The 18,513-nt window shown below is 73.2% G+C and carries 18 protein-coding genes; 11 read left to right on the top strand and 7 right to left on the bottom strand.

Translation table 11 applies throughout. The features are described 5' to 3' along the window. Positions 1-23: 23 nt before the first annotated feature. Entirely contained in the window at positions 24-272 is a 249-nt protein-coding gene (locus AMR74_RS01705; protein ID WP_053770339.1) for a hypothetical protein, read from the bottom strand. 117 nt (positions 273-389) lie between these two features. Here AMR74_RS01705 and AMR74_RS01700 point away from each other — a divergent pair, with 117 nt between their 5' ends. Then, positions 390-770 carry a RidA family protein gene (locus AMR74_RS01700; protein WP_053770338.1) on the top strand — a complete coding sequence of 127 codons (381 nt, stop codon included), beginning with the start codon at positions 390-392 and terminating at the stop codon, positions 768-770. Between the two features lie 49 nt (positions 771-819). On the opposite strand, the gene AMR74_RS01695 is transcribed toward AMR74_RS01700, so the two are convergent. Beyond that, positions 820-2,835 carry a MutS-related protein gene (locus AMR74_RS01695; RefSeq protein WP_053770337.1) on the bottom strand — a complete coding sequence of 672 codons (2,016 nt, stop codon included), beginning with the start codon at positions 2,833-2,835 and terminating at the stop codon, positions 820-822. A gap of 132 nt (positions 2,836-2,967) precedes the next feature. Between AMR74_RS01695 and larE the strand changes: the two genes are divergently transcribed. The 7 genes from larE to AMR74_RS01660 all read left to right on the top strand — a co-directional run bounded on the left by larE (position 2,968) and on the right by AMR74_RS01660 (position 8,079). Next, the gene (gene larE, locus AMR74_RS01690) at positions 2,968-3,912 is read left to right on the top strand and encodes an ATP-dependent sacrificial sulfur transferase LarE (protein ID WP_053770336.1); all 945 of its coding nucleotides are present in this window, start codon (positions 2,968-2,970) and stop codon (positions 3,910-3,912) included. 96 nt (positions 3,913-4,008) lie between these two features. Continuing rightward, positions 4,009-4,212 (top strand): hypothetical protein, encoded by a 204-nt coding sequence (locus tag AMR74_RS01685; RefSeq protein ID WP_053770335.1) that lies wholly within the window; start codon positions 4,009-4,011, stop codon positions 4,210-4,212. A gap of 180 nt (positions 4,213-4,392) precedes the next feature. Then, positions 4,393-5,043, top strand: a complete 651-nt coding sequence (gene serB, locus AMR74_RS01680) for a phosphoserine phosphatase SerB (protein ID WP_053770334.1) — start codon at positions 4,393-4,395, stop codon at positions 5,041-5,043. 106 nt (positions 5,044-5,149) lie between these two features. After that, positions 5,150-5,983, top strand: a complete 834-nt coding sequence (locus AMR74_RS01675) for a lycopene cyclase domain-containing protein (protein ID WP_053770333.1) — start codon at positions 5,150-5,152, stop codon at positions 5,981-5,983. Then, complete coding sequence (locus AMR74_RS01670) at positions 5,976-7,109, top strand: Brp/Blh family beta-carotene 15,15'-dioxygenase (protein WP_053770971.1); 1,134 nt, start codon at positions 5,976-5,978, stop codon at positions 7,107-7,109. The genes AMR74_RS01675 and AMR74_RS01670 overlap by 8 nt, the downstream gene beginning before the upstream one ends. Before the next feature lie 71 nt (positions 7,110-7,180). Continuing rightward, on the top strand, positions 7,181-7,804 hold the full coding sequence (locus AMR74_RS01665) for a GNAT family N-acetyltransferase (RefSeq protein ID WP_053770332.1): 624 nt from the start codon (positions 7,181-7,183) through the stop codon (positions 7,802-7,804). Then, positions 7,801-8,079: a DUF7861 family protein gene (locus tag AMR74_RS01660; RefSeq protein WP_053770331.1), complete on the top strand. Its 279-nt coding sequence runs from the start codon at positions 7,801-7,803 to the stop codon at positions 8,077-8,079. Before AMR74_RS01665 ends, AMR74_RS01660 begins: the two co-directional genes overlap by 4 nt. Before the next feature lie 19 nt (positions 8,080-8,098). On the opposite strand, the gene AMR74_RS01655 is transcribed toward AMR74_RS01660, so the two are convergent. From AMR74_RS01655 to AMR74_RS01635, 5 genes are all read right to left on the bottom strand, one after another. Then, entirely contained in the window at positions 8,099-9,883 is a 1,785-nt protein-coding gene (locus AMR74_RS01655) for an L-aspartate oxidase (RefSeq protein WP_053770330.1), read from the bottom strand. Between the two features lie 75 nt (positions 9,884-9,958). After that, on the bottom strand, positions 9,959-10,855 hold the full coding sequence (locus tag AMR74_RS01650; RefSeq protein WP_053770329.1) for a YkgJ family cysteine cluster protein: 897 nt from the start codon (positions 10,853-10,855) through the stop codon (positions 9,959-9,961). 65 nt (positions 10,856-10,920) lie between these two features. Next, positions 10,921-11,517 (bottom strand): imidazoleglycerol-phosphate dehydratase HisB, encoded by a 597-nt coding sequence (gene hisB, locus AMR74_RS01645; RefSeq protein WP_053770328.1) that lies wholly within the window; start codon positions 11,515-11,517, stop codon positions 10,921-10,923. 416 nt (positions 11,518-11,933) lie between these two features. Then, positions 11,934-12,674 carry a 1-(5-phosphoribosyl)-5-[(5-phosphoribosylamino)methylideneamino]imidazole-4-carboxamide isomerase gene (hisA, locus tag AMR74_RS01640; protein WP_053770327.1) on the bottom strand — a complete coding sequence of 247 codons (741 nt, stop codon included), beginning with the start codon at positions 12,672-12,674 and terminating at the stop codon, positions 11,934-11,936. Between the two features lie 319 nt (positions 12,675-12,993). Further along, positions 12,994-13,833 (bottom strand): hypothetical protein, encoded by an 840-nt coding sequence (locus tag AMR74_RS01635; RefSeq protein WP_053770326.1) that lies wholly within the window; start codon positions 13,831-13,833, stop codon positions 12,994-12,996. An 84-nt stretch (positions 13,834-13,917) separates the two neighbouring features. Here AMR74_RS01635 and AMR74_RS01630 point away from each other — a divergent pair, with 84 nt between their 5' ends. Genes AMR74_RS01630 through AMR74_RS01620 form a run of 3 tightly spaced genes read left to right on the top strand, consistent with a single transcriptional unit; the run spans position 13,918 to position 18,115 of the window. After that, a complete protein-coding gene (locus AMR74_RS01630) occupies positions 13,918-15,147 on the top strand; it encodes a thiamine ABC transporter substrate-binding protein (RefSeq protein WP_053770325.1) in 1,230 nt (409 codons plus the stop codon). 27 nt (positions 15,148-15,174) lie between these two features. Next, positions 15,175-16,983, top strand: a complete 1,809-nt coding sequence (locus AMR74_RS01625; RefSeq protein WP_053770324.1) for an ABC transporter permease — start codon at positions 15,175-15,177, stop codon at positions 16,981-16,983. Continuing rightward, the gene (locus AMR74_RS01620) at positions 16,973-18,115 is read left to right on the top strand and encodes an ABC transporter ATP-binding protein (protein ID WP_053770323.1); all 1,143 of its coding nucleotides are present in this window, start codon (positions 16,973-16,975) and stop codon (positions 18,113-18,115) included. The genes AMR74_RS01625 and AMR74_RS01620 overlap by 11 nt, the downstream gene beginning before the upstream one ends. Positions 18,116-18,513 lie beyond the last annotated feature (398 nt).

Raw genomic sequence — 18,513 nt, 5'->3', positions numbered from 1 at the left:
ACGCCCCACCGCGAGGCCGGCGTCTACCCTCGGAGCGGGCGGCGACCGGACGTCCCCGTCACCCTCGCGACGGCGAGGAGCGCGATCAGGTCGGCGGCGAGCGCCGCGACGACGCCGAATCTGAACAGGACCAAGAGACCCAGTACCGCCACGGCGAGCCCGACCGCGGCGCGACGAGCGCGGTCACGGTCGGGGAGCGAGCGGGACACCTGAGCGCCGACGCCGGCCTGCGCCGCGAAGAGGAGGACGCCGAACGGGGACACGGCAGGCATACGGCTCGGTTCCGACCGAGCCTGTATGAATATGTCGGCGCGGGGGAAAGCATCCGGAGCGGGCGGGGTGACCCCCGCGACCCGCATCTTGATGCTGCGGCGCGTCGTCCCCCGGTCATGCGAGAGATCACGACGGACGACGTGCCGGAAGCGCTCGGCCCGTACTCACAGGGAATCGTCTCCGGCGACACGGTCCACGTCTCGGGGAAGACGGGCGTGGACCCCGACACGGGGGAGGCGCCCGAGTCGGTCGGCGAACAGACGACGCAGACGCTCGAAAACGTCGCCGCGATCGTAGCGGCGGCCGGGACGATCCCGGACGCGATCGTGTCGGCGACCGTCTACCTCACGGACATGGACGACTACGACGCGGTGAACGAGGCGTACCGGTCGTTCCTCTCGGACCCGTACCCGGCGCGGACCTGCGTCGAGGTGTCTCGGCTCCCCGCGCCGCTCGACGTGGAGATCACGGTCACGGCGGAGCTCGACGGCGACTGAGGCCGGCAGAACGCGGCGGCGCGAACGGCCGAGCGCGGCGGCCCCGCCCTCAGAACTTCTCCAGCAGGTCGCCGTAGAACTCGCCGCCGCGGTCGTCCGCGAGCTTCTCGACGATGAGCTCCGGCGTCGAGCGCGCGAGGTGCCCCTTCTTCGGCGAGCGGTTCACGCGCAGTTCGCCGTCGACGAGCCCCGCGGCCTCGATACCGTCGACCGCGACCGCGAAGTCGGCGGCGTCGCGTATCTCGCGGGCCAGGTGGGAGACGAAGACCGCGGTGGCGTCCTGGTCGTCGAGCGCCTCCAGGATGCCCGCGATGATCTTCGCGGAGGCGCCCGGCTCCGTGATCGACTCCAGCTCGTCGACGAGGACGAGCCGGCCGTCCGCGCCGTCGACGAGGTCGCCGAAGTCCCGCAGCGTCGCCTCGAACGCGCCCGCGTCGAGGGTCCCCTGCGACTTCGCGTAGTAGTGGATCTCCTCGAACCGCTCGACGGTGGCCGACTCGGCGGGCACGGGCATGCCCATCTGCGCGAGGACGACGACCAGCGCGACCAAGTCGAGCGTCGAGGTCTTGCCGCCGGAGTTGACCCCGGACAGGAGCGTCGCGCCCGAGACGGCGTAGTCGACGGGCTCGACGGCGGCGAAGTCGACGTCGAGCAGCGGGGAGCGGCCGCCCTCGATGCGGAAGCCGGCGTCCGCGTCGGCGTCCTCCGGTCCGACGACCTCCGGCATCGCACAGTCGAAGTCGCGCGCGAACCGCGAAATCGCCAGCTCCACGTCGAGTTCGAGGGCGTCGCGCACCAGCGCCTCGACCGGCTCCCGGAGGTCGCCGAGGTCGCTCGCGAGGTCGGCCTTCAGCGTCGCCGCGCGGCGGTCGCGGGCCGCCGACAGCTCGGTGCGCAGCCGCGAGACCGCGCTCTCGTCGTGGTCGACCGGAAATGAGGGGTCGCCGCCGAAGACGCGCTCCGCCAGCTCCGCCTCCTCGGGCTCTAAGCGGAGCGCGTCGGCGAGGTGCTCGCGGGCGGCGTCGACCGCCGCGTCGTACTCGTCGGCCAGCTCGCGGTCGAGCAGCGAGTCGACGCGGGCGCCCTGCTCGACGAGGGAGAGGAAGTCGGTCCCCTCGATGGTGACGTCGCGCTCGCGGATCGCCTCGCGCAGCCGGTCGTCGGCGACGGACGCCGCCGTCGACACCGCGGCGTCGAGGTCGTCGACGGCGGCCGTCAACCGGTCTAACTCCGCGTCGCCGGCGATGGTGCCGTCGTCGTCGAGCCGCGAGAGCGCGTCGCGCAGGCGGTCGATGTCGACGGGGGGGTCGCCGTCCGAGACGGGGTCCCCGGCCGCCGCGGCGGCCTCGTGGACCGCCGCAGCCGCCTCCAGCCGCTCGCGGTTCTCCGCGAAGAAGGCGAGCAGGCGCTCCGGAACCGTCTCCGCGGGGGTCTCCAGCGCGTCCGGGCGCACGCTCACGTCGCCCTCCACGTCGAGGCCGGCGAACGACTCGTCTAAGACGATCACCGAGGCGTACGACCGGCCGAGCTCGGAGACGTCACGGGCGTCCTCGACCGTCTCGACGGAGAGCTCGGGCACCTCGGCCTCGGCCCGCGCGAGCGTCTCGGCGTCGGCGCTCGCGAGGCACCGGTCGCGGACGCGCACGGTCGGGGGGTCGGCGAGCGGCGCGCAGTCCGCGAGCGCCTCGCGGACCGCCGGGTCGGGGTCGCGCTCCGTCGCGGCGGCCGCGAACGCCTGGGCCTCGTCGATGCGCGAGGCGGACGCGCTCGGGTAGAACGTCTCCAGTCGCTTCGCGGCGTAGTCGGTGACGGTCCGCTCGCGCAGCAGGTCGATCGCCTCCCGGTACAGCTCGCGGGCCCGGTCGGTGGCCAGCACCCGCCCGTCGTCGCCGTGGCGGCGGCGGATCGCCCCGCGCGCGATGCGGGCCGCGCGGGCCTCGTTGACGCCCGGCGCGCGGGCGATGGCGGCCACGTCGCCGGACTCGACGGTCGCGGCCGGGTCGTCGAGCTCGCGCAGGGCCGCGGCCGTCTTGGCGCCGACGCCGGGGATCGCCTCCAGATCCATCTACCGGCCGGTATCGCGGCAACGGTCTAAAGCGTGCGGGTCGCTCCCGCGGGCCGCCGCTGCCGAACCCCGGACGGCCGCCGTCGGTTCCGCGTGCGACGGGCTTTTTCGCGCGGGCCGCGAACGCCGGCCATGAGTCAGAACGCGCGGCCCGTCGGCGACGGGTCGCTCGGCCCCGAGACGGCGTCGAAGGCGGCGAGCGCCCGCGGCGCGCTCGCCGAGCGGGACGGCGTGCTCGTCGCGTTCTCGGGCGGCGTCGACTCGGCGGTCGTCGCGGCGCTGGCCCGGGACGCGCTCGGTGAGGACGCCGTGGCGTGTACCGCCCGCAGCGAGACGCTCCCCGCGGCGGAGCTCGACGACGCGCGGCGGGTCGCCGACGAGATCGGGATCGACCATGAGACGGTCGCGTTCTCCGAGCTCGACGACCCGAACTTCGTCGCGAACGACGGCGACCGGTGTTACCACTGCCGGACGATGCGGCTCGGGAAGATGTACGAGACGGCGAAGGAACGGGGGATCGACACGGTCTGTGACGGGACGAACGCGGACGACCCGGGCGAGGGGCACCGACCCGGGCTCCGCGCGGTCGAGGAGCTCGACGTGTTCTCCCCCCTCCTGGACGCCGGAATCGCGAAGGAGGAGGTCCGCGCGATCGCCGACGCCTACGACCTCTCCGTGGCCGACAAGCCGTCGATGGCGTGTCTCTCCTCGCGGATCCCGACCGGCCTCGAAGTGACCGAGGAGCGGCTGACCCGCGTCGAGAAGGCCGAGCGCGTGCTCCGCGAGTGGGGCTTCGAGGGGTTCCGCGTCCGCGACCACGACGGGCTCGCCCGCGTCGAGATCGCGCCCGACGAGCTGGAGCGCGCGCTCGATCCCGCCTTCGCCGACGCCGTCCACGAGCACCTGACCGACCTCGGCTTCGAGTACGTCACCCTCGACATGGCCGGCTACCGGACCGGCAGCGTGAGTCCGGGCGGCGAGGGCGAGCCCGCGGACGACGCGAACGGCGCGGACGGGGCGGACGGAAGCGAGTCGGCGGCGGCCGGCGGCGACCTCGGACGGCAGTACCCGCGCTGAGAGGCCGGAGAGGGGGTTGACGCGACGCCGTTCGGCGTTATCACCCGAGAGAACCCGGCAGGAACGCTTATAAACGGTGTTGCTGAATCGACACCTATGCGGGAGGCACAGACGCTGGCGGTGATCGCCGGCGGCGTCGGCGGGGCCGTCGGGGCGTTCGTCGGCGTCGCGGTCGGCGGGTCGGCGCTCTCGGTGACGCTGACCACCCTCGGGGTCGCGACGCTCGTCGGCGTGGGAGTCATCGCGAGCGCGGTCATCGCCGGCGACGTGGAGTTCCTCGCCGACGCGGACGGCGAGTGAGCGAGCGCGGCCGGAAGTCGGTCGCAGCGGCTGCGACAGCGAGTGCGGCTGCGCCGAGGCGGTCACGTACGTCGAGTACCGCGGCGAGCGGCTGTGAACGGGCGGCTCGACGGACGTTTCCGTCGGCGACATTCGCGGCCGACCGCGCGCTTCAAGGCCCCGCCGCGACGAACGAACGCCATGAGTCTCATCGCGTTCGACTTCGACGGGACGCTCTCCGACTCCGAGATGACGGTCCTGCTCGCCGAGCGGGCGGGCGCCACCGACGAGGTCGCCGAGATCACCGAGCGGGCGATGAACGACGAGATCGGCTACGCCGAGAGCCTCTACCGGCGCGCGGAGCTTCTGGCCGGCCTGTCGGCGGCCGACGCCGAGGACGCCTTCGACGCGGTCCGAATCCGTCCCGGCGCCGCGCGCCTCATCGAGCGCTTACGCGACGAGGGGCACCACGTCGCCGTGCTCACGGGCGGGTTCGAGCGCGGCGTCGAGGCGGCGCTCGACCGCGAGGGCGTCGCCGTCGACACGATCGTCGCCAACCGGCTGCCGACCGACGCGGACGGCGCGCTCACCGGCGAGGCCGAGGGGCCGCTGATCGAGGGGACGAAGGACGACGCGCTCGCCGACCTCGCCGCGGAGGTGGGCGTCCCGATGACCGAGACGGTGGCGGTCGGCGACGGCGCGAACGACCTGCCGATGCTGGAGGCCGCGGGGCTCGCGGTCGGCTTCGTCCCGAAGTCCGCGGTCCGCCCCGTCTGCGACTCGGTCGTCGCCTCCATGTACCGGCTCGGGAAGGTGCTGGAGGCGCACGGCGTCCTCGCGGCCGACGAGTGACGCCCGAACCGGTTCGGTCCGGCGGTACCTGACGACGTTCGGCTGAAGGGTTAAAGAGAAACGAAGGGAAATATACTGGTATGAGTGTCTCTGCTGGGGTGGTTCGATGCTGCCGACGCTGACGTATCTCCAGTTTCACCTCGTCTTCAGCCTCCCCGTCCTCGCGCTCCTGTGGTACCTCGCGCCGCGGTACGACGCGGTCCGGCGGCGTCGCGCGACGGCCGGGATCGCGATCCTCGTCGCCATCGCGTACCTCTACACGACCCCGTGGATCAGCTACATGATCCGGCAGGGCGCGTGGGGGTACGCCGACGGCGCGGTGCTCGTCCGCGCGCTGTCGATCCCGCTCGGCGAGTACCTCTTCTTCGCGATCCAGACCGTCGTCACCGCGTTCGCGCTCCACCTGATCGGGTTCGACCCGACGTTCCGCGAGGGCGACTTCGACCGCGCGCCGCGGATCGCCGGCGTCGCGGTCGGCCTCGCGATGGTGCCGATCGGGCTCGGACTCGTCCTCCTCGACCCCTCGTTCCTCTACCTCGGCGGGCTGATCGCGTGGGTCGGTCCCGTCCTCGCGCTCCAGTGGGGGGTCGGCGGCGGGTACCTCGTGCGGACGCCCAAGATGTGGCTCGCGGCCACGCTGCTCCCGGCCGCGTACTTCTGGATCGCGGACCGGATCGCGATCGGAATGGGCACGTGGTACCTCTCGCCCGAGCTGACGACGGGCGTCACCGTTCTCGGACTCCCGATCGAGGAGATGCTGTTCTTCGCCTCGGCCGGCGTGATGACCGTCAACGGACTCGTCCTCTTCGAGTGGGTGCTCGACTGGAACGACCGCCGGGGACGGGCGGTCGGGGAGCCGTCCCCGCCGGGCGACGGTGAGCGCGACGTTCCCGGCCCGGAACCGCCCGCCGACCCGGACCCCGACGTGGTCGATGACTGAGGCGGCGTCGACGGGCGCGGCCGAGTCCCGGACCGCGGCGACGCGCGACCCAGGAGCGGGCGCGGGGGACGCGCCGGAGGCGGCCGACGCCGCGAACGAGCGCGTCGACCGCTGGTTCGCGCGCCGCCCGGCGCTGGCGCTGGCCGCGCTGCTGCCGATCGGCGCCGTGACCCCCCTGTTTCCGGTCGAAGTCGGCGTCGCGACGTTCGCGCTCGGCACCCTCGCCGTCGGGATGGCGCACGGCGCGGTCGACCACCTCGTCCCCCTGCGGGCCGACCCGAGCGTGTCGCTCCGGCGGTCGATCGCGGTCGTCTCGGTCGTCTACGCGGTCCTCGGCGGCGCGGTCGTCGCCGCGTTCTTCGCGGCGCCCGTCGCCGCGTTCGTCGGGTTCATCGCGCTCACGTGGCTCCACTGGGGCCAGGGTGACGTGGCGGCGCTCGCGATCGCCGGCGTCGACCACCTCCCCACGTCGGCGGAGCGGTGGCTGGCGCTCGTCGTCCGCGGGGGCCTCCCGATGGGCGTCCCCCTCCTCGCGCACCCCGAGGAGTACCGGCTGGTGGCCGAGTGGATCGTCGGGCTGTTCCTCGTCGACGCCGGCGCGGCGGCGGCCGCGGTCGATCCGCTGTTCGCGCCCGGCGTCCGGGTCGGCGTCGGGGTCGGGATGGCGGCCGCGACGCTGGCGTCGGTCGGGCTCGGCTACCGTCGCGTGAGGAGCGGCCGCGACGCGGGCGGGTGGCGCCGCGACGTCGGCGAGCTGGCGGTGCTGTGGGCGTGGTTCCTGCTCGCGGCGCCGGTGTTCGCGGTCGGGGTGTACTTCGCGCTGTGGCACGCGCTCCGGCACGTCGGGCGGCTCGTCCTCGTCGACCCCGAGGCGGCGAGCGCGGCGTCGGCCGGCGACGCGGTCGGCGCGCTCGCCCGCTTCGGCCGCGACGCCGCGCCGCTCACGCTCGGCGGGTTCCTCGTCGTGGGCGCGGTCGGGGTCTCGGTGCCCGCCGGCGTGGCGGCGCCGGGCGACCTGCTCGCCGTGTCCCTGGTCGCCATCGCGGCCATGACGCTGCCGCACGTCGCCGTGGTCACGTGGCTCGACCGCCGGCAGGCGGTGTGGCGGCCGGACGCCGGCCGGTGACCGCGGGCCGCGGGGCCGGCGGGGTTCCGGCACCGCATCGCTCTTACTCCGCGGCGACGTTCCCTCCGTCGATGGACGAGATCGCGATCCGGGACCCGCGGCCGGACGACGCCGAGGCGCTGGAGGCGCTCATCACCTCGCACTTCAGCGAGGGGAGCTCCTACGGCGTCGACCTCGGGCTCGACGACCCGACGTACCACGTGCTGGTCGCGGTCGAGGCCGGCGCGGAAGACGCGGGGGAGACCGGTGCCGAGGGGGGCCGCGAGGGCGACCGGATCCTCGGGGTGATGGCGCTCCGGGAGCTCGCGTCCCCCGACGCCGTCGCCGACGAGATGTACTTCTTCGACGACCCCGACCTGCTCCCCGACGCGGGGCTGTACGGGCACCTCGAGATGGGGTACGTCAGGCCGGACGCGACCGGGCGCGGGATCGGGAGCCGGCTGCTCGAACGCCTCCACGCGGTCGGCGCGGACCGCGGCGTCGACTGCTTCCTCGCGGACTCGTGGTACCACGGCGGCGACGACTCCCCGGAGAAGCTGTTCGACGCGCACGGCTACGAGACGGTCCACCGCGACCCGATCGAGCGGTCGGCCGACGAGTGTCCGAAGTGCGAGGGCGAGTGCGTCTGCGAGGGAGCGCTCGCGGTGCGACGGGTCGCGGACGACGAGGTCGACCCGGGAGCGGGCCGGTCGTGAACCACGACCGCGTCCACGCGAGGGAGCCGTCGCACCACGTCGACCGGTGGTCCGTCGGCGTCGTCGAGTCGGTCGGGGAGCGCGACGGCCACTGCGTCGTGACGGTGCGACCGGTCGGGGAAGCCGAATCGGAGGGCGAGGCGGACGGCGACGACGGGCCGATCGAGCTGGTGATCACGTTCGCCGTCAGGGACCTGTTCGTGAGCCGGCTACCGACCGCGGAGGGGGAGTCGCCGGTCGGCGAGCGCGTCTGGTACCGGAAGCGGGGCGGGTGATCCGGAGCCTTCGACACCGCTACTCCAACTGGTGGTAGTCCAGCTCGTGCCCCTCGTCGAGCGCGGCCTGGACCGCCTCGCTCGGCTCGTCGACCGGCTCGCTCCTGAGCGCCATGCCGCCGACGTCGGGGGCGTCGAAGTAGAGGTTACGCCGCCAGTCGGGGTCGCGGTCGGGGAAGTCGGTCCGGTAGTGAGCGCCGCGGGACTCCTCGCGTTCGAGCGCGCCGCGGAGCACCGCCTCGGCGGCGACGATCATGAATCCGAGGTCGACCGCGAGCTCGAACGACTCGCTCGTCACCGGGCCGACGCGGAGGTCGGCCGCGCGGTCGCGGACGTCGGCGAGGCGGTCGAGTCCCTCGCGGAGCGACGACTCGTCGCGGAGGATCCCGGTGTGGTCCCACATCAGCTCGCCGAGGTCGGCGAGCACCGCGTCAACCTCGTTCTCGCCGTCGCTGTCGGCCATCGCCCGCAGGTCGGCGAGGTGCGGATCGACGAGCGTCTCGCGCAGGTCGGTCGGGACCTCGCCCGGTCCGTCGGCGCGGTCGGCGATCCGCTCGCCCGCGACCACGCCGTACGCGACGGTCTCGGCCAGCGAGTTCCCGCCGAGGCGGTTGGCGCCGTGGACCCCCGCCATCGTCTCGCCGATGGCGAACAGCCCGTCCACGTCGGTCTCGCCGTCGTCGTCGACCGCGACGCCGCCCATCCCGTAGTGGGAGGTCGGCGCCACCTCGACCGGTTCCTCCGCCATGTCGACCCCGAGGTCGTCGAACCGCTCGTACATCCGCGGGAGGCGCTCGCGGACGAAGTCGGCGTCGCGGTGGGAGATGTCGAGGTAGACGCCGCCGTTCTCCGTGCCGCGCCCCTCGGCGATCTCCCGCGCGATCGCCCTGGCGACCACGTCGCGGGCGTCGAGTTCCATCTGGTCCGGCGAGTAGCGCTCCATGAAGCGTTCGCCCTCGGCGTTGAACAGGCGGCCCCCCTCGCCGCGGACGGCTTCGGTGACGAGCCGACCGCTCCACGGCGCCCACTCCGGGTCGGTCTCGTCGACCGCCATCCCGGTGGGATGGAACTGCATGAACTCCATGTCCATGAGCGACGCGCCGGCGTCGTACGCCAGCGCCGCGCCGTCGCCGTTGTTCTCGTCGTCGCGCGACGTGTGGCGGTCGTATATCGCCGCGTGGCCGCCGGCCGCGAGGACGACGATACCGGCGTTAAACAGGAGGAACTCGCCCGTGTCCATGTCGAAGCCGACGGCGCCGTGGACCGCGTCGCCGTCGGAGACGAGCTTCGTTATCATCACGTTCTCGCGGTACGGCACCGACAGCTCCTGTGCGCGTTCGACGAGCGTGTCCAACAGCGACTCGCCGGTGTGGTCGCCCGCGAAGGCGGTCCGGCGGAACGACTGCGCGCCGAAGAAGCGCTGGTCGATCTCGCCGCCGTCCGTGCGCGAGTACGCCATCCCCCACTCGTCGAGCTCGCGGAGGCGCTCTGGCATCTGTTCGGTTACCGTCTCCACCTTCGCCGGGTCGTTGACGAAGTGGCCCTCGTTGAGCGTGTCGGCGGCGTGGATCGCCGGCGAGTCCTCGGGGTCGTGGGTGCCGAGGGCACCGTTGATCCCGCCCCGCGCCCAGGTGGTGTGCGCGTCGCCGTGTCCGCGCTTGCCGAGCACGAGCACGTCCTTGACCCCGCGTTCGGCCAGCTCGATGGCGGTGCGCGCGCCGGCCGCGCCGGCGCCGACGACGAGGACGGACACGTCCTCGCGCGCGTACTCGACCGGCTCGTCAGTCGATGTCAGTTCGGCCATGTGCGAAGGGAGGGGCCGCACACTGGTAAGCCTCACGCGCGTGTGCGCACGCGCAAACGAGGGGCCGGGCTCCGCCTACCGCTCGGCGTCCCATCCCGGGGTTCCGGGCGCGCCCGCGTCGTCCTCGACCTCGCGGACGAGCCGGTCGCGGGCGTCGCGGCCGAGGCCGACGCGCTCGCCGTCGCCGCCGGCGCGCTCGGTCCACGAGCGGATCGCCGCGCCGACCCACGAGTCGGCGTCGCGGGCGGCCTCGCGCGCGTCGCTCATGCGGTCGCGGGTCACCGACAGCGATCCCGGGCGAGAGCCGACGGCGGCGCCGACGAAGCGCGCGCGGTCGTCGGCGGTCGCCTCCCCGTCGCGGAGTCGGGCGACGACGCCGTCGAGATCCGCGGGGTCGGGGTACGCGAACACGGTCGCGCCGAGCGCCTGCGGGCCGAACGCGGGCGCCGGGAGGTCAGCGGGCGGCTCGTCGTCGAGGAGGCGCTCGCCGCCGCCGGCGGCCGCGACGCGCTCGCACTCCGTCTCGGCGCCGAGTTCCAGGTTGTGACCCGGGTACGTCGAACAGGTGCGCGGGTAGCGGTCTGTGTCGTGGATCCGGCACTGGAGCGTCGTCGGGTCGAGGAAGGCGCAGGCGCCGAGCCAGCGCGGCTCGTCCGTGCCGATCGGCGCGACCGGCTTCGGGGGCTTCCGGAGGCCGACGACGAAGACCGGGCGCCCGTCGACCGCGGCGAGGTCGGTCCCGTCGACGGTCACGGCCTCGTCCCGCTCGGCCGGCTCGAAGAGTCGGGGGGCGAGGGCGTCGCCGAGGCCGTCGCCGACGAACCGCGCGACCTCGTCGCGGGTGAGCGGCGCGAGGGCGTACACGTCGTCGAGCGGGGGGCGCGGGCCGGTGCGGTCGGAGCCCGCCGCGGCCGGGTCGAGCGGGCGCCAGTCGACGCAGCAGCCGGCACACCCCTCGCAATCGAGTTCCATACGTCCGTGGTAACGGTTCGCGCGGTGATAAGCGATCGGCGGCGGGGCGGAGTCGACGGTTCCGGCTACAGCTCGCCCTTCGTGCTGGGCGTGTCGCTGCGGCGCTCGTCGAGGCGGGTCGCGTCGTCGAGCGCCCGCGCCATCGCCTTGAACAGCGCCTCGACCTCGTGGTGGGCGTTGTCGCCCTTCTCGACGGTCGCGTGGAGCGTCAGCCCGGCGTTGTGTGCCAGCGACAGCGCGAAGTGGTCGGCCATGACGCTCGTGAACTCCCCGACCGACTCCTGGGAGAACTCGCCGTCGAATTCGTAGTACGGGCGCCCGGCCACGTCGACGACGACGCTCGCGACCGCCTCGTCGAGCGGGACGCGGCGGTCGGCGTAGCGACGGATGCCGCGCTTGTCGCCGAGCGCCTCGTCGAACGCCTCGCCGAGGCAGATCGCCACGTCCTCGACGGTGTGGTGGTCGTCGATCTCTAAGTCGCCGTCACAGCGGACCGTGAGGTCGAAGAGGCCGTGCTTGGCGAACGACGCCAGCATGTGGTCGTAGAAGCCGATCCCCGTCGAGACCTCGCTGTCGCCGTCGCCGTCGACAGCGAGGGTGAGTTCGATCGTCGTCTCCGAGGTCTCGCGGGTGACGGCCGCGGTCCGGTCGTGCTCGCTCATACCGGCCCGTCGCGGGGGATTCGTAAGTCGGTTGCGGGTGAAATCGCGCCTCGCGGTGGCGCGTGCCTGCGAGCGGCCGCCAGGCCGCGAGGAGCACGCGCGAGGTCGCCGGCGCTACGCGCCGGCTGCCAGAGGGACCTTCGGTCCCTCGCTGGAGTCGGGCGCCGAGCGAAGCGACGGCGGCCGACGAGGCTGGGGAGGTGTGAGGTGCGGTTGCGGTGCGGTTGGGTGGGACTCAAAGGGGCAGCCGGGAGGCGGGCGCAGGCGACGCAAGCACTGGAAGGAGCGAGCACCGCGAGCGACTGAAGCGCGCAGCGAGCGTGCGTCCGCCTCCCGGCTGGGGCTTTGAAGATATTCGCCGGCGACCCGCAGTCAATTGTTTATAAGCAATCAGCGATACATCCGGAGTCCACTATTTAAATCTCGTCCGCCGCGTCCTGCGCCTCTCGCAGCGTGAACTCGCCCTCGTACAGCGCGGTGCCGACGACGACCGCGGCCGCGCCGGCCTCTTTTAAATCAACAACGTCCTCGACGCTCGCCACGCCCCCGGACGCGATCACGGGAATGTCCACAGCGTCGACCACGCTCGCGACGGCATCGCGGTCGATCCCCTCCAGTTGACCCTCCACGTCGACGTTCGTGAACAGGATGGCGCCCGCGCCGAGGTCCTCGTACTGCGCGGCGGCCGCGGCCGGTTCCAGTCCGGTCTCCTCCGTCCAGCCCGAGACGACGACCTCGCCGTCCTTCGCGTCGAGGCTGACGACGACGCTCCCGGGGTGAGTCGCGTCGATTTCGTCGACGATCTCGGGCGTCTCGACGGCCGCGGTGCCGAGGATGACGCGGTCGAGTCCCAGATCGAGGAGGTCGCGCGCGCCATCGGCGGTCCGGATGCCGCCGCCCAGTTGGAGGCCGACCCCGTCCGGGACGCTCCCGACGACCGCCTCGATCGCCGCCGCGTTGACGCGCTCGCCCTCGAAGGCGCCGTCGAGGTCGACGAGGTGGAGCGTCTCGGCGCCCGCCTCGATCCAGCGCTCGGCGGCCGCGACCGGGTCGCCGTAGCGCTTGCCCGTCCCGCGCTCGCCGCCGACCAGCTGGACGACCTCGCCGTCCTGGACGTCGACGGCGGGGATCACCTCGAACTCCGGGAAGTCGCTCATGCGGGGTGAGAGTCGGGGACGCCGATTAAACGGGTCGGTTCGAGACGAAACGGAGGAGTACGCGGTGGACGTCTCGGAAGGCTCAGTCGCCCGTGTATCAATAGGCACGGTAGATCGAGGGCGGACACCGCCAAAGCCCCGCACAGCACCGCAGCCACACGCCTCCCCGGCCTCGCGGTTCGCGCTCTCCGAGCGCTCACCGCTCCCTCGCGCGTGCTCCTCGCGGCCGCCGGCGGCGGCCGCTCGGAGGCACGCGCCGCCGCACTTCTCTAAGCAATATATTTCGACGGAACTCGGAAATTCCGGATCCCTTCCCCGCTCACGCCACCGAGATGAGCAGCTGCGAGACCTCGACGTCGAACTCCGCGGGGTCGGTCGCGAGCGCCTCGGCGGTCTCCGCGTCGGCGACCCGTCGCACGACCGTCTCGGCGTCGACCGCGTCGGGAAGCGACTCGTCGAGAACGGCCGTCAGCCGCTCCGTCGGGTACGCGCCGCCGGAGACGATGACGTCCGTCCCGTCGTGCCAGACGCCGAGCCGGGCCCCGATTTCGAGCCGCCGGTCTATCTCCGCCGTCGTGCCGTTCGGGAGGGGAATCGCGCCGTCGATCGCGTGCGCGCCCGTCAGCCGCCACGCCGTCGCGGTGTGACCGGACCGAACGGTGGTGATCCCCTCGTCGGCGACCTGAACGTCCTCGATGCCGGCGTTCCGGAGCCGCGTTCGGAAGGCGTCGACGGCCGCCGTCTCGACCTCGCTCATCACCCGGTCGCGGCCGACCTCGCCCGGAAGCCGGTCGATCGCGGGCCGGAGGTCGACCCGCGTCGCGAAGAAGACGACGGGCGACCCGTCAGCGTCGACAATCTCCGCGAGCGCGTCCGCGACGGGCGCGTACTCGAAGATCCGCGTGCGTTCGAGCGCCCGGACGGTGACGGGGCCGTACGACTGCTCGGACGCGGTGCCCTCGGACGCGTCCGTCCGCCGCCAGTCCTCGATGCGGTCGCTCGTCACCTCGGGGGCCGGAACCGGGCCGTCGCGGCCGCCGAGACAGCCGGCGAGGCCGGCGACGCCGACCGCCGCGCCGCCGGCGAGCAGCCGCCGTCGGGTGGTCGGCCCGAACTGCGCCGAATTCTCTGCGGAGCCGTTTCTCGGTGCCTCTCCCATGCGAATTCGACGGGCGCGACGGGGAAATTCGTGTCGCCGTCGACACGGATCGCTTATGTAACCACCGAGTACAACAACCGAGTGATGACCACCGACGAGAGCGAGACGCGGCGGCGATCGGCCCGGCCACGCACCCGACGACGCTTCCTGACCGCGGCCGGGGCGGCCGGGGCCGTCGCGCTCGCCGGCTGCAGCGCCGAGCGGGTCGACGACGGCGACGGGTCCGACGGCGGCGACGGCAGCGGGAACGGGGCGGACGAGGACGGCACCGACGGCGGCGACGGAGAGACGCCGACGCTGACGGTCGCCACGTACACGAACTTCATCGACGCGCCCTCGGTGAGCCCGGGCGAGTGGCTCAAAGAGGAGTTCGAGAGCCGGTACGACGCCGAGTTGGAGTGGGCGACCCCGGACAACGAGGTGAACTACTACATCGAGCGCGCCGCGTCGGGCGCGGGGATCGACGCCGACCTCTACGTCGGCCTCACCACCGAGGACCTCGTGCGCGTCGACGGCGAACTGGACGAGGACCTCTTCGCCGAGGCCGGCGACGTCGAGGGGCGCGACGCGGTCAAGGAGGGCCTCCGGTTCGACCCGTTCGACCGGGCGGTCCCGTTCGACACCGGGTACGTCAGCCTCGTGTACGACGGCACGACGACGGAGGCGCCCGAGACGTTCGAGGGGCTGCTCGACGACGAGCACGCGGGCGCGCTCATCGCGCAGAACCCCGGCGGCTCCTCGACCGGGCGCGCGTTCCTCCTCCACACGATCAGCCGCTTCGGCGACGGCGGCGTCGCGAGCGACGGGGACGGGGAGGCGATCGAGGGCGGCGACGGCGACCCCGACTACGACTACCTCGACTACTGGGCGGACCTCCAGGCCAACGACGTGCGCGTGCTGGGGAGCTGGGACGACGCGTACTCGGCCTGGAGCGAGGGCGAGGCGCCGATCGTCGTCTCCTACTCCACCGACCAGGTGTTCGCCGACATGGAGGGCGCGGACCTCGAGGAACACCAGATCCGCTTCCTGAACGACCAGGCGTACGCGAACCCCGAGGGGATGGCCCTGTTCGCCGACGCCGACGAGCCCGCCCTCGCGCGGCGGTTCATGTCGTTCATGCTGGAGCCCGAGGTCCAGGGCGAGATCGCCCAGCGCAACGTCGCGTTCCCCGCGACGGAAGGCGCCGAGCTGCCGAGCGACTACGCCGAGCTGGCCAAGGAGCCGAGCGACCCGGTGACGTTCACCTACGACGAGCTCCAAGGCTCGGTCGACGCGTGGGTCGAGGCCTGGGAGCGGCAGTTCGCCGGGAACTAAGCGCGTGGCCGACGTGGGGCCGAGCGCGTGACGGGACCTGACGGCGGCCGCGCGGGGCGGCTGGCTCGCTTGCGCGAGGGCGTCGAGGCGAACGCGCTGACCGCGCTCGCGGTCCTCACCAGCGCCGCGCTCGTCGTCGCGTTCTACTACCCGGCCGCGACGGTCCTGATCGAGGCGGTCGTCGTCGACGGCGCCGTCACCCTCCGCGTCTTCGCGGACGTGCTCACCGACCCGTTCTACTTCGGCGAGCTGGCGCGGCTGCTGTCCGGCGAGCCGCCGGCCGCCGTCGCCCGGTCGCTGCTCTCGCCCGACCGCCGCCTCGGGGTCGTCGGTTTCACCGCGTACCAGGCGGTCCTCTCGACGCTCGCGAGCGTCGCCCTCGGGCTCCCGGCCGCGTACCTGCTCGCGCGCTACGAGTTCCCCGGCCGGCGGACGCTGCGCTCGCTCACCATCGTCCCGTTCGTCCTGCCGTCGATCATGGTCGCGGTGGGGTTCGTCGCCACGTTCGGCGAGAACGGGACGCTGAACGCCGCCCTGACCGCGCTCGGGCTCCCGCGGGTCGAACTCATGTTCACCCTCGAAGCGGTGGTGATCGCGCACGCCTTCTACAACGCTCCGCTCGTGGCGCGCGTGACGACCGCGGCGTGGGAGTCGGTCGACGCCAGCGCGGTCGAGACCGCCCGCAGCCTCGGGGCGGGACCGGTCCGGGCGTTCTACGACGTGGTCGCGCCGCAGGTGTACCCCGCGGTCCTCACGGGCGCGGCGCTGACGTTCGTGTTCACCTTCGGCACCTTCCCCATCGTCTTGGCGCTCGGCGGGTTCGAGCTCGTGACCGTCGAGGTGCTCGTCTACCGGCTGGTCCGCGACCTGAGCTACGCCGAGGCCGCGGCGCTCGCGATCGTCGAGCTCGCGGTGTCGCTCGCCGTCCTGCTGGCGTACCTCCGGTACGAGGCCCGGAACGCGACGAGCGCGCGAGGGGCGCGCCCGCTGCCCCGGCGCTCGCTGTCACCGCCCGCGCCCACGCTCCGGGAACTGCTGCCGCGGGCGGGGCTGGCCGCCTACGCCGTCGTCGCCGGGGTCGTCTTCGTCGCGCCCATCGCGTCGATGGTCCTCGCGTCGCTAACGGGCGGCGACGGCGCGCTCACGCTGGAGCACTACCGGTTCCTGGTCGAGCGCCAGCGGACGGGGGCGGCGTTCCAGGTGCGGCCGCTGCCCGCGATCTACAACTCGCTCGCGTTCGCGACGGCGGCGACCCTGCTCGCGCTCCCGATGGGCGTCGTCGTCGCGGTGCTGACGACGCGACGCTACCGCGGGCGGACGCTGGTCGACGCGGCCGCGATGGCGCCGCTGGCGGTGTCGGGGATCATCGTCGGCCTCGGGCTCCTGCGGGGGCTCGTCTTCGGCGTCGAGGTCGCCGGGTGGCGGATCGCCGCCGGCGGCGCGGTCGCCATCGTGGTCGCGCACGCGGTCTCGGGGTACCCGTTCGTCGTGCGCACCGTCTCGCCCGGGCTCGCCGGGCTGGACCGCTCGCTCGTCGAGTCCGCGCGGGCGCTCGGCGCCTCGCGGGCGCGGGTGATCCGCGACGTCGAGATCCCCCTGGTCTGGCCCGCGGTCGTCGCGGGCGCGGCGTTCGCGTTCGCGGTCTCGATCGGCGAGTTCACCTCGACGGTCGTGCTCTCGACCGGCGCCGACGCGTACACGATGCCCGTCGCGATCGAACGGTTCATCGGGCGGCGGCTCGGACCGGCGACCGCCATGGGCGTCGTCCTGCTGGTCGTTACGGCGCTCAGCTTCGTCGTCATCGAGCGGCTCGGGGGTGATCACCGTGGGCTCTGAGCGCGACGCGGCGTTCGAGAGCGACGGCGAGGTCGCGGTCGAACTCGACGGCGTGACGAAGCGCTACGGCGAGACGACCGCCGTCGACGACGTGACGCTCCGGGTGCGCGAGGGGGAGTTCTTCACGCTCGTCGGGCCCTCCGGCTGCGGGAAGACCACCACGCTCCGCCTGATCGCGGGGTTCGAGGAGCCGACGAGCGGGACGGTCCGCTTCGCTGGCGCGTCGGTCGCGGGCGTGCCCCCGGAGGACCGCGACGTGGGCGTCGTCTTCCAGAGCTACGCGCTGTTCCCGCACATGACCGTCGGCGAGAACGTCGCGTACGGGCTCAACTTCGCCGACCCGCCCGAGGGCGTCACGCGCGACGAGCGCGTCGCCGAGCTCCTCGACCTGGTCGACCTGCCCGACGCCGCCGACCGCGACCCCGAGAGCCTCTCGGGCGGGCAACAGCAGCGGGTCGCGATGGCGCGGGCGCTCGCGCCCGGGCCCGACGTGCTCCTGCTCGACGAGCCGATGAGCGCGCTCGACGCGCGGCTCCGCGAGCGGCTCCGCGCGCAGGTGAAGCGGATTCAGTCCGAGCTGGACATCACCACGATATACGTCACCCACGACCAGGAGGAGGCGCTGGCGATCTCCGACCGCGTGGCGGTGATGAACGACGGCGCCCCCGAGCAGGTGGCCGCGCCCCGCACGGTCTACCGTCAGCCCGCGACGCGGTTCGTCGCCGAGTTCGTCGGGGACAACAACGTGTTCGCCGGGACGGTGACCGACGCGTCCGCGGCGGGCGAACTCGCGGTCGAGGTCGACGGCGGCGACGAGACCCTGCGCGTGCGGACCGACGACGACCCCGGAGCGGCCCCGTCGGTCGGCGACCGGATCGCCTTCTGCGTCCGTCCGGAGAACCTCCGCGTCGCCGGCGCGGACGGAGGTCCCAGAGACGCCGCGGCCCCCGCGGGCGAGAACGCGCTGCGCGCGACCGTCGCCAGCGCGGAGTTCCTCGGCGAGACGACGCGCGTCACGCTCGACTGGGGCGACCGCGAGCTCGTCGTCCGCGTCGTGGACCCGATCGACGGCGCGGTCGCGGTCGGGTTCGACCCCGAAGACGCGCACGTGATCGGGGTCGAATCGCGGTGAACGGCACCGACTAGTTATAAATACGTGCGGTGGCGCGTGCCTGCGAGCGGCCGGAGCGAAGCGGAGGCCGCGAGTGAGCACGCGCGAGGGAGTCGGTCGCCGGAGCGCAGCGACGGCGACTGACGAGGCTGGGGAGGTGTGAGGTGCGTTGCTGTGCTGTCGAGGTGGGACTCAAAGGGGCAGCCGGCGAGGCGGGCGCAGGCGACGCAAGCACCGCAACGAGGGAGCGATAGCGACCGAGTGAGGCGCGCAGCGAGCGTGCGCCCGCCTCGCCGGCTGGGGCTTTGGCGGTGTCGTCTGTCGACTCGCTAACGGCCGTCTACCGAACAGTTCCATCGAAACCAGCCACGTAGTACACGTATCGAGGCGACACGCCTTACCCCGCGCGCCCCGTTACC

Origin of the sequence: Halorubrum tropicale, assembly GCF_001280455.1 — an archaeon.
In the GTDB taxonomy this organism is placed as follows: domain Archaea; phylum Halobacteriota; class Halobacteria; order Halobacteriales; family Haloferacaceae; genus Halorubrum; species Halorubrum tropicale.
This window is presented reverse-complemented; position numbering and strand designations above follow the sequence as displayed.

Coding starts and splice junctions, on each gene's coding strand:
- AMR74_RS01705 (WP_053770339.1), bottom strand. CDS start 272: ATGCCTGCCGTGTCCCCGTTCGGCGTCCTCCTCTTCGCGGCGCAGGCC.
- AMR74_RS01700 (WP_053770338.1), top strand. CDS start 390: ATGCGAGAGATCACGACGGACGACGTGCCGGAAGCGCTCGGCCCGTAC.
- AMR74_RS01695 (WP_053770337.1), bottom strand. CDS start 2,835: ATGGATCTGGAGGCGATCCCCGGCGTCGGCGCCAAGACGGCCGCGGCC.
- larE (WP_053770336.1), top strand. CDS start 2,968: ATGAGTCAGAACGCGCGGCCCGTCGGCGACGGGTCGCTCGGCCCCGAG.
- AMR74_RS01685 (WP_053770335.1), top strand. CDS start 4,009: ATGCGGGAGGCACAGACGCTGGCGGTGATCGCCGGCGGCGTCGGCGGG.
- serB (WP_053770334.1), top strand. CDS start 4,393: ATGAGTCTCATCGCGTTCGACTTCGACGGGACGCTCTCCGACTCCGAG.
- AMR74_RS01675 (WP_053770333.1), top strand. CDS start 5,150: ATGCTGCCGACGCTGACGTATCTCCAGTTTCACCTCGTCTTCAGCCTC.
- AMR74_RS01670 (WP_053770971.1), top strand. CDS start 5,976: ATGACTGAGGCGGCGTCGACGGGCGCGGCCGAGTCCCGGACCGCGGCG.
- AMR74_RS01665 (WP_053770332.1), top strand. CDS start 7,181: ATGGACGAGATCGCGATCCGGGACCCGCGGCCGGACGACGCCGAGGCG.
- AMR74_RS01655 (WP_053770330.1), bottom strand. CDS start 9,883: ATGGCCGAACTGACATCGACTGACGAGCCGGTCGAGTACGCGCGCGAG.
- AMR74_RS01650 (WP_053770329.1), bottom strand. CDS start 10,855: ATGGAACTCGATTGCGAGGGGTGTGCCGGCTGCTGCGTCGACTGGCGC.
- hisB (WP_053770328.1), bottom strand. CDS start 11,517: ATGAGCGAGCACGACCGGACCGCGGCCGTCACCCGCGAGACCTCGGAG.
- hisA (WP_053770327.1), bottom strand. CDS start 12,674: ATGAGCGACTTCCCGGAGTTCGAGGTGATCCCCGCCGTCGACGTCCAG.
- AMR74_RS01635 (WP_053770326.1), bottom strand. CDS start 13,833: ATGGGAGAGGCACCGAGAAACGGCTCCGCAGAGAATTCGGCGCAGTTC.
- AMR74_RS01630 (WP_053770325.1), top strand. CDS start 13,918: ATGACCACCGACGAGAGCGAGACGCGGCGGCGATCGGCCCGGCCACGC.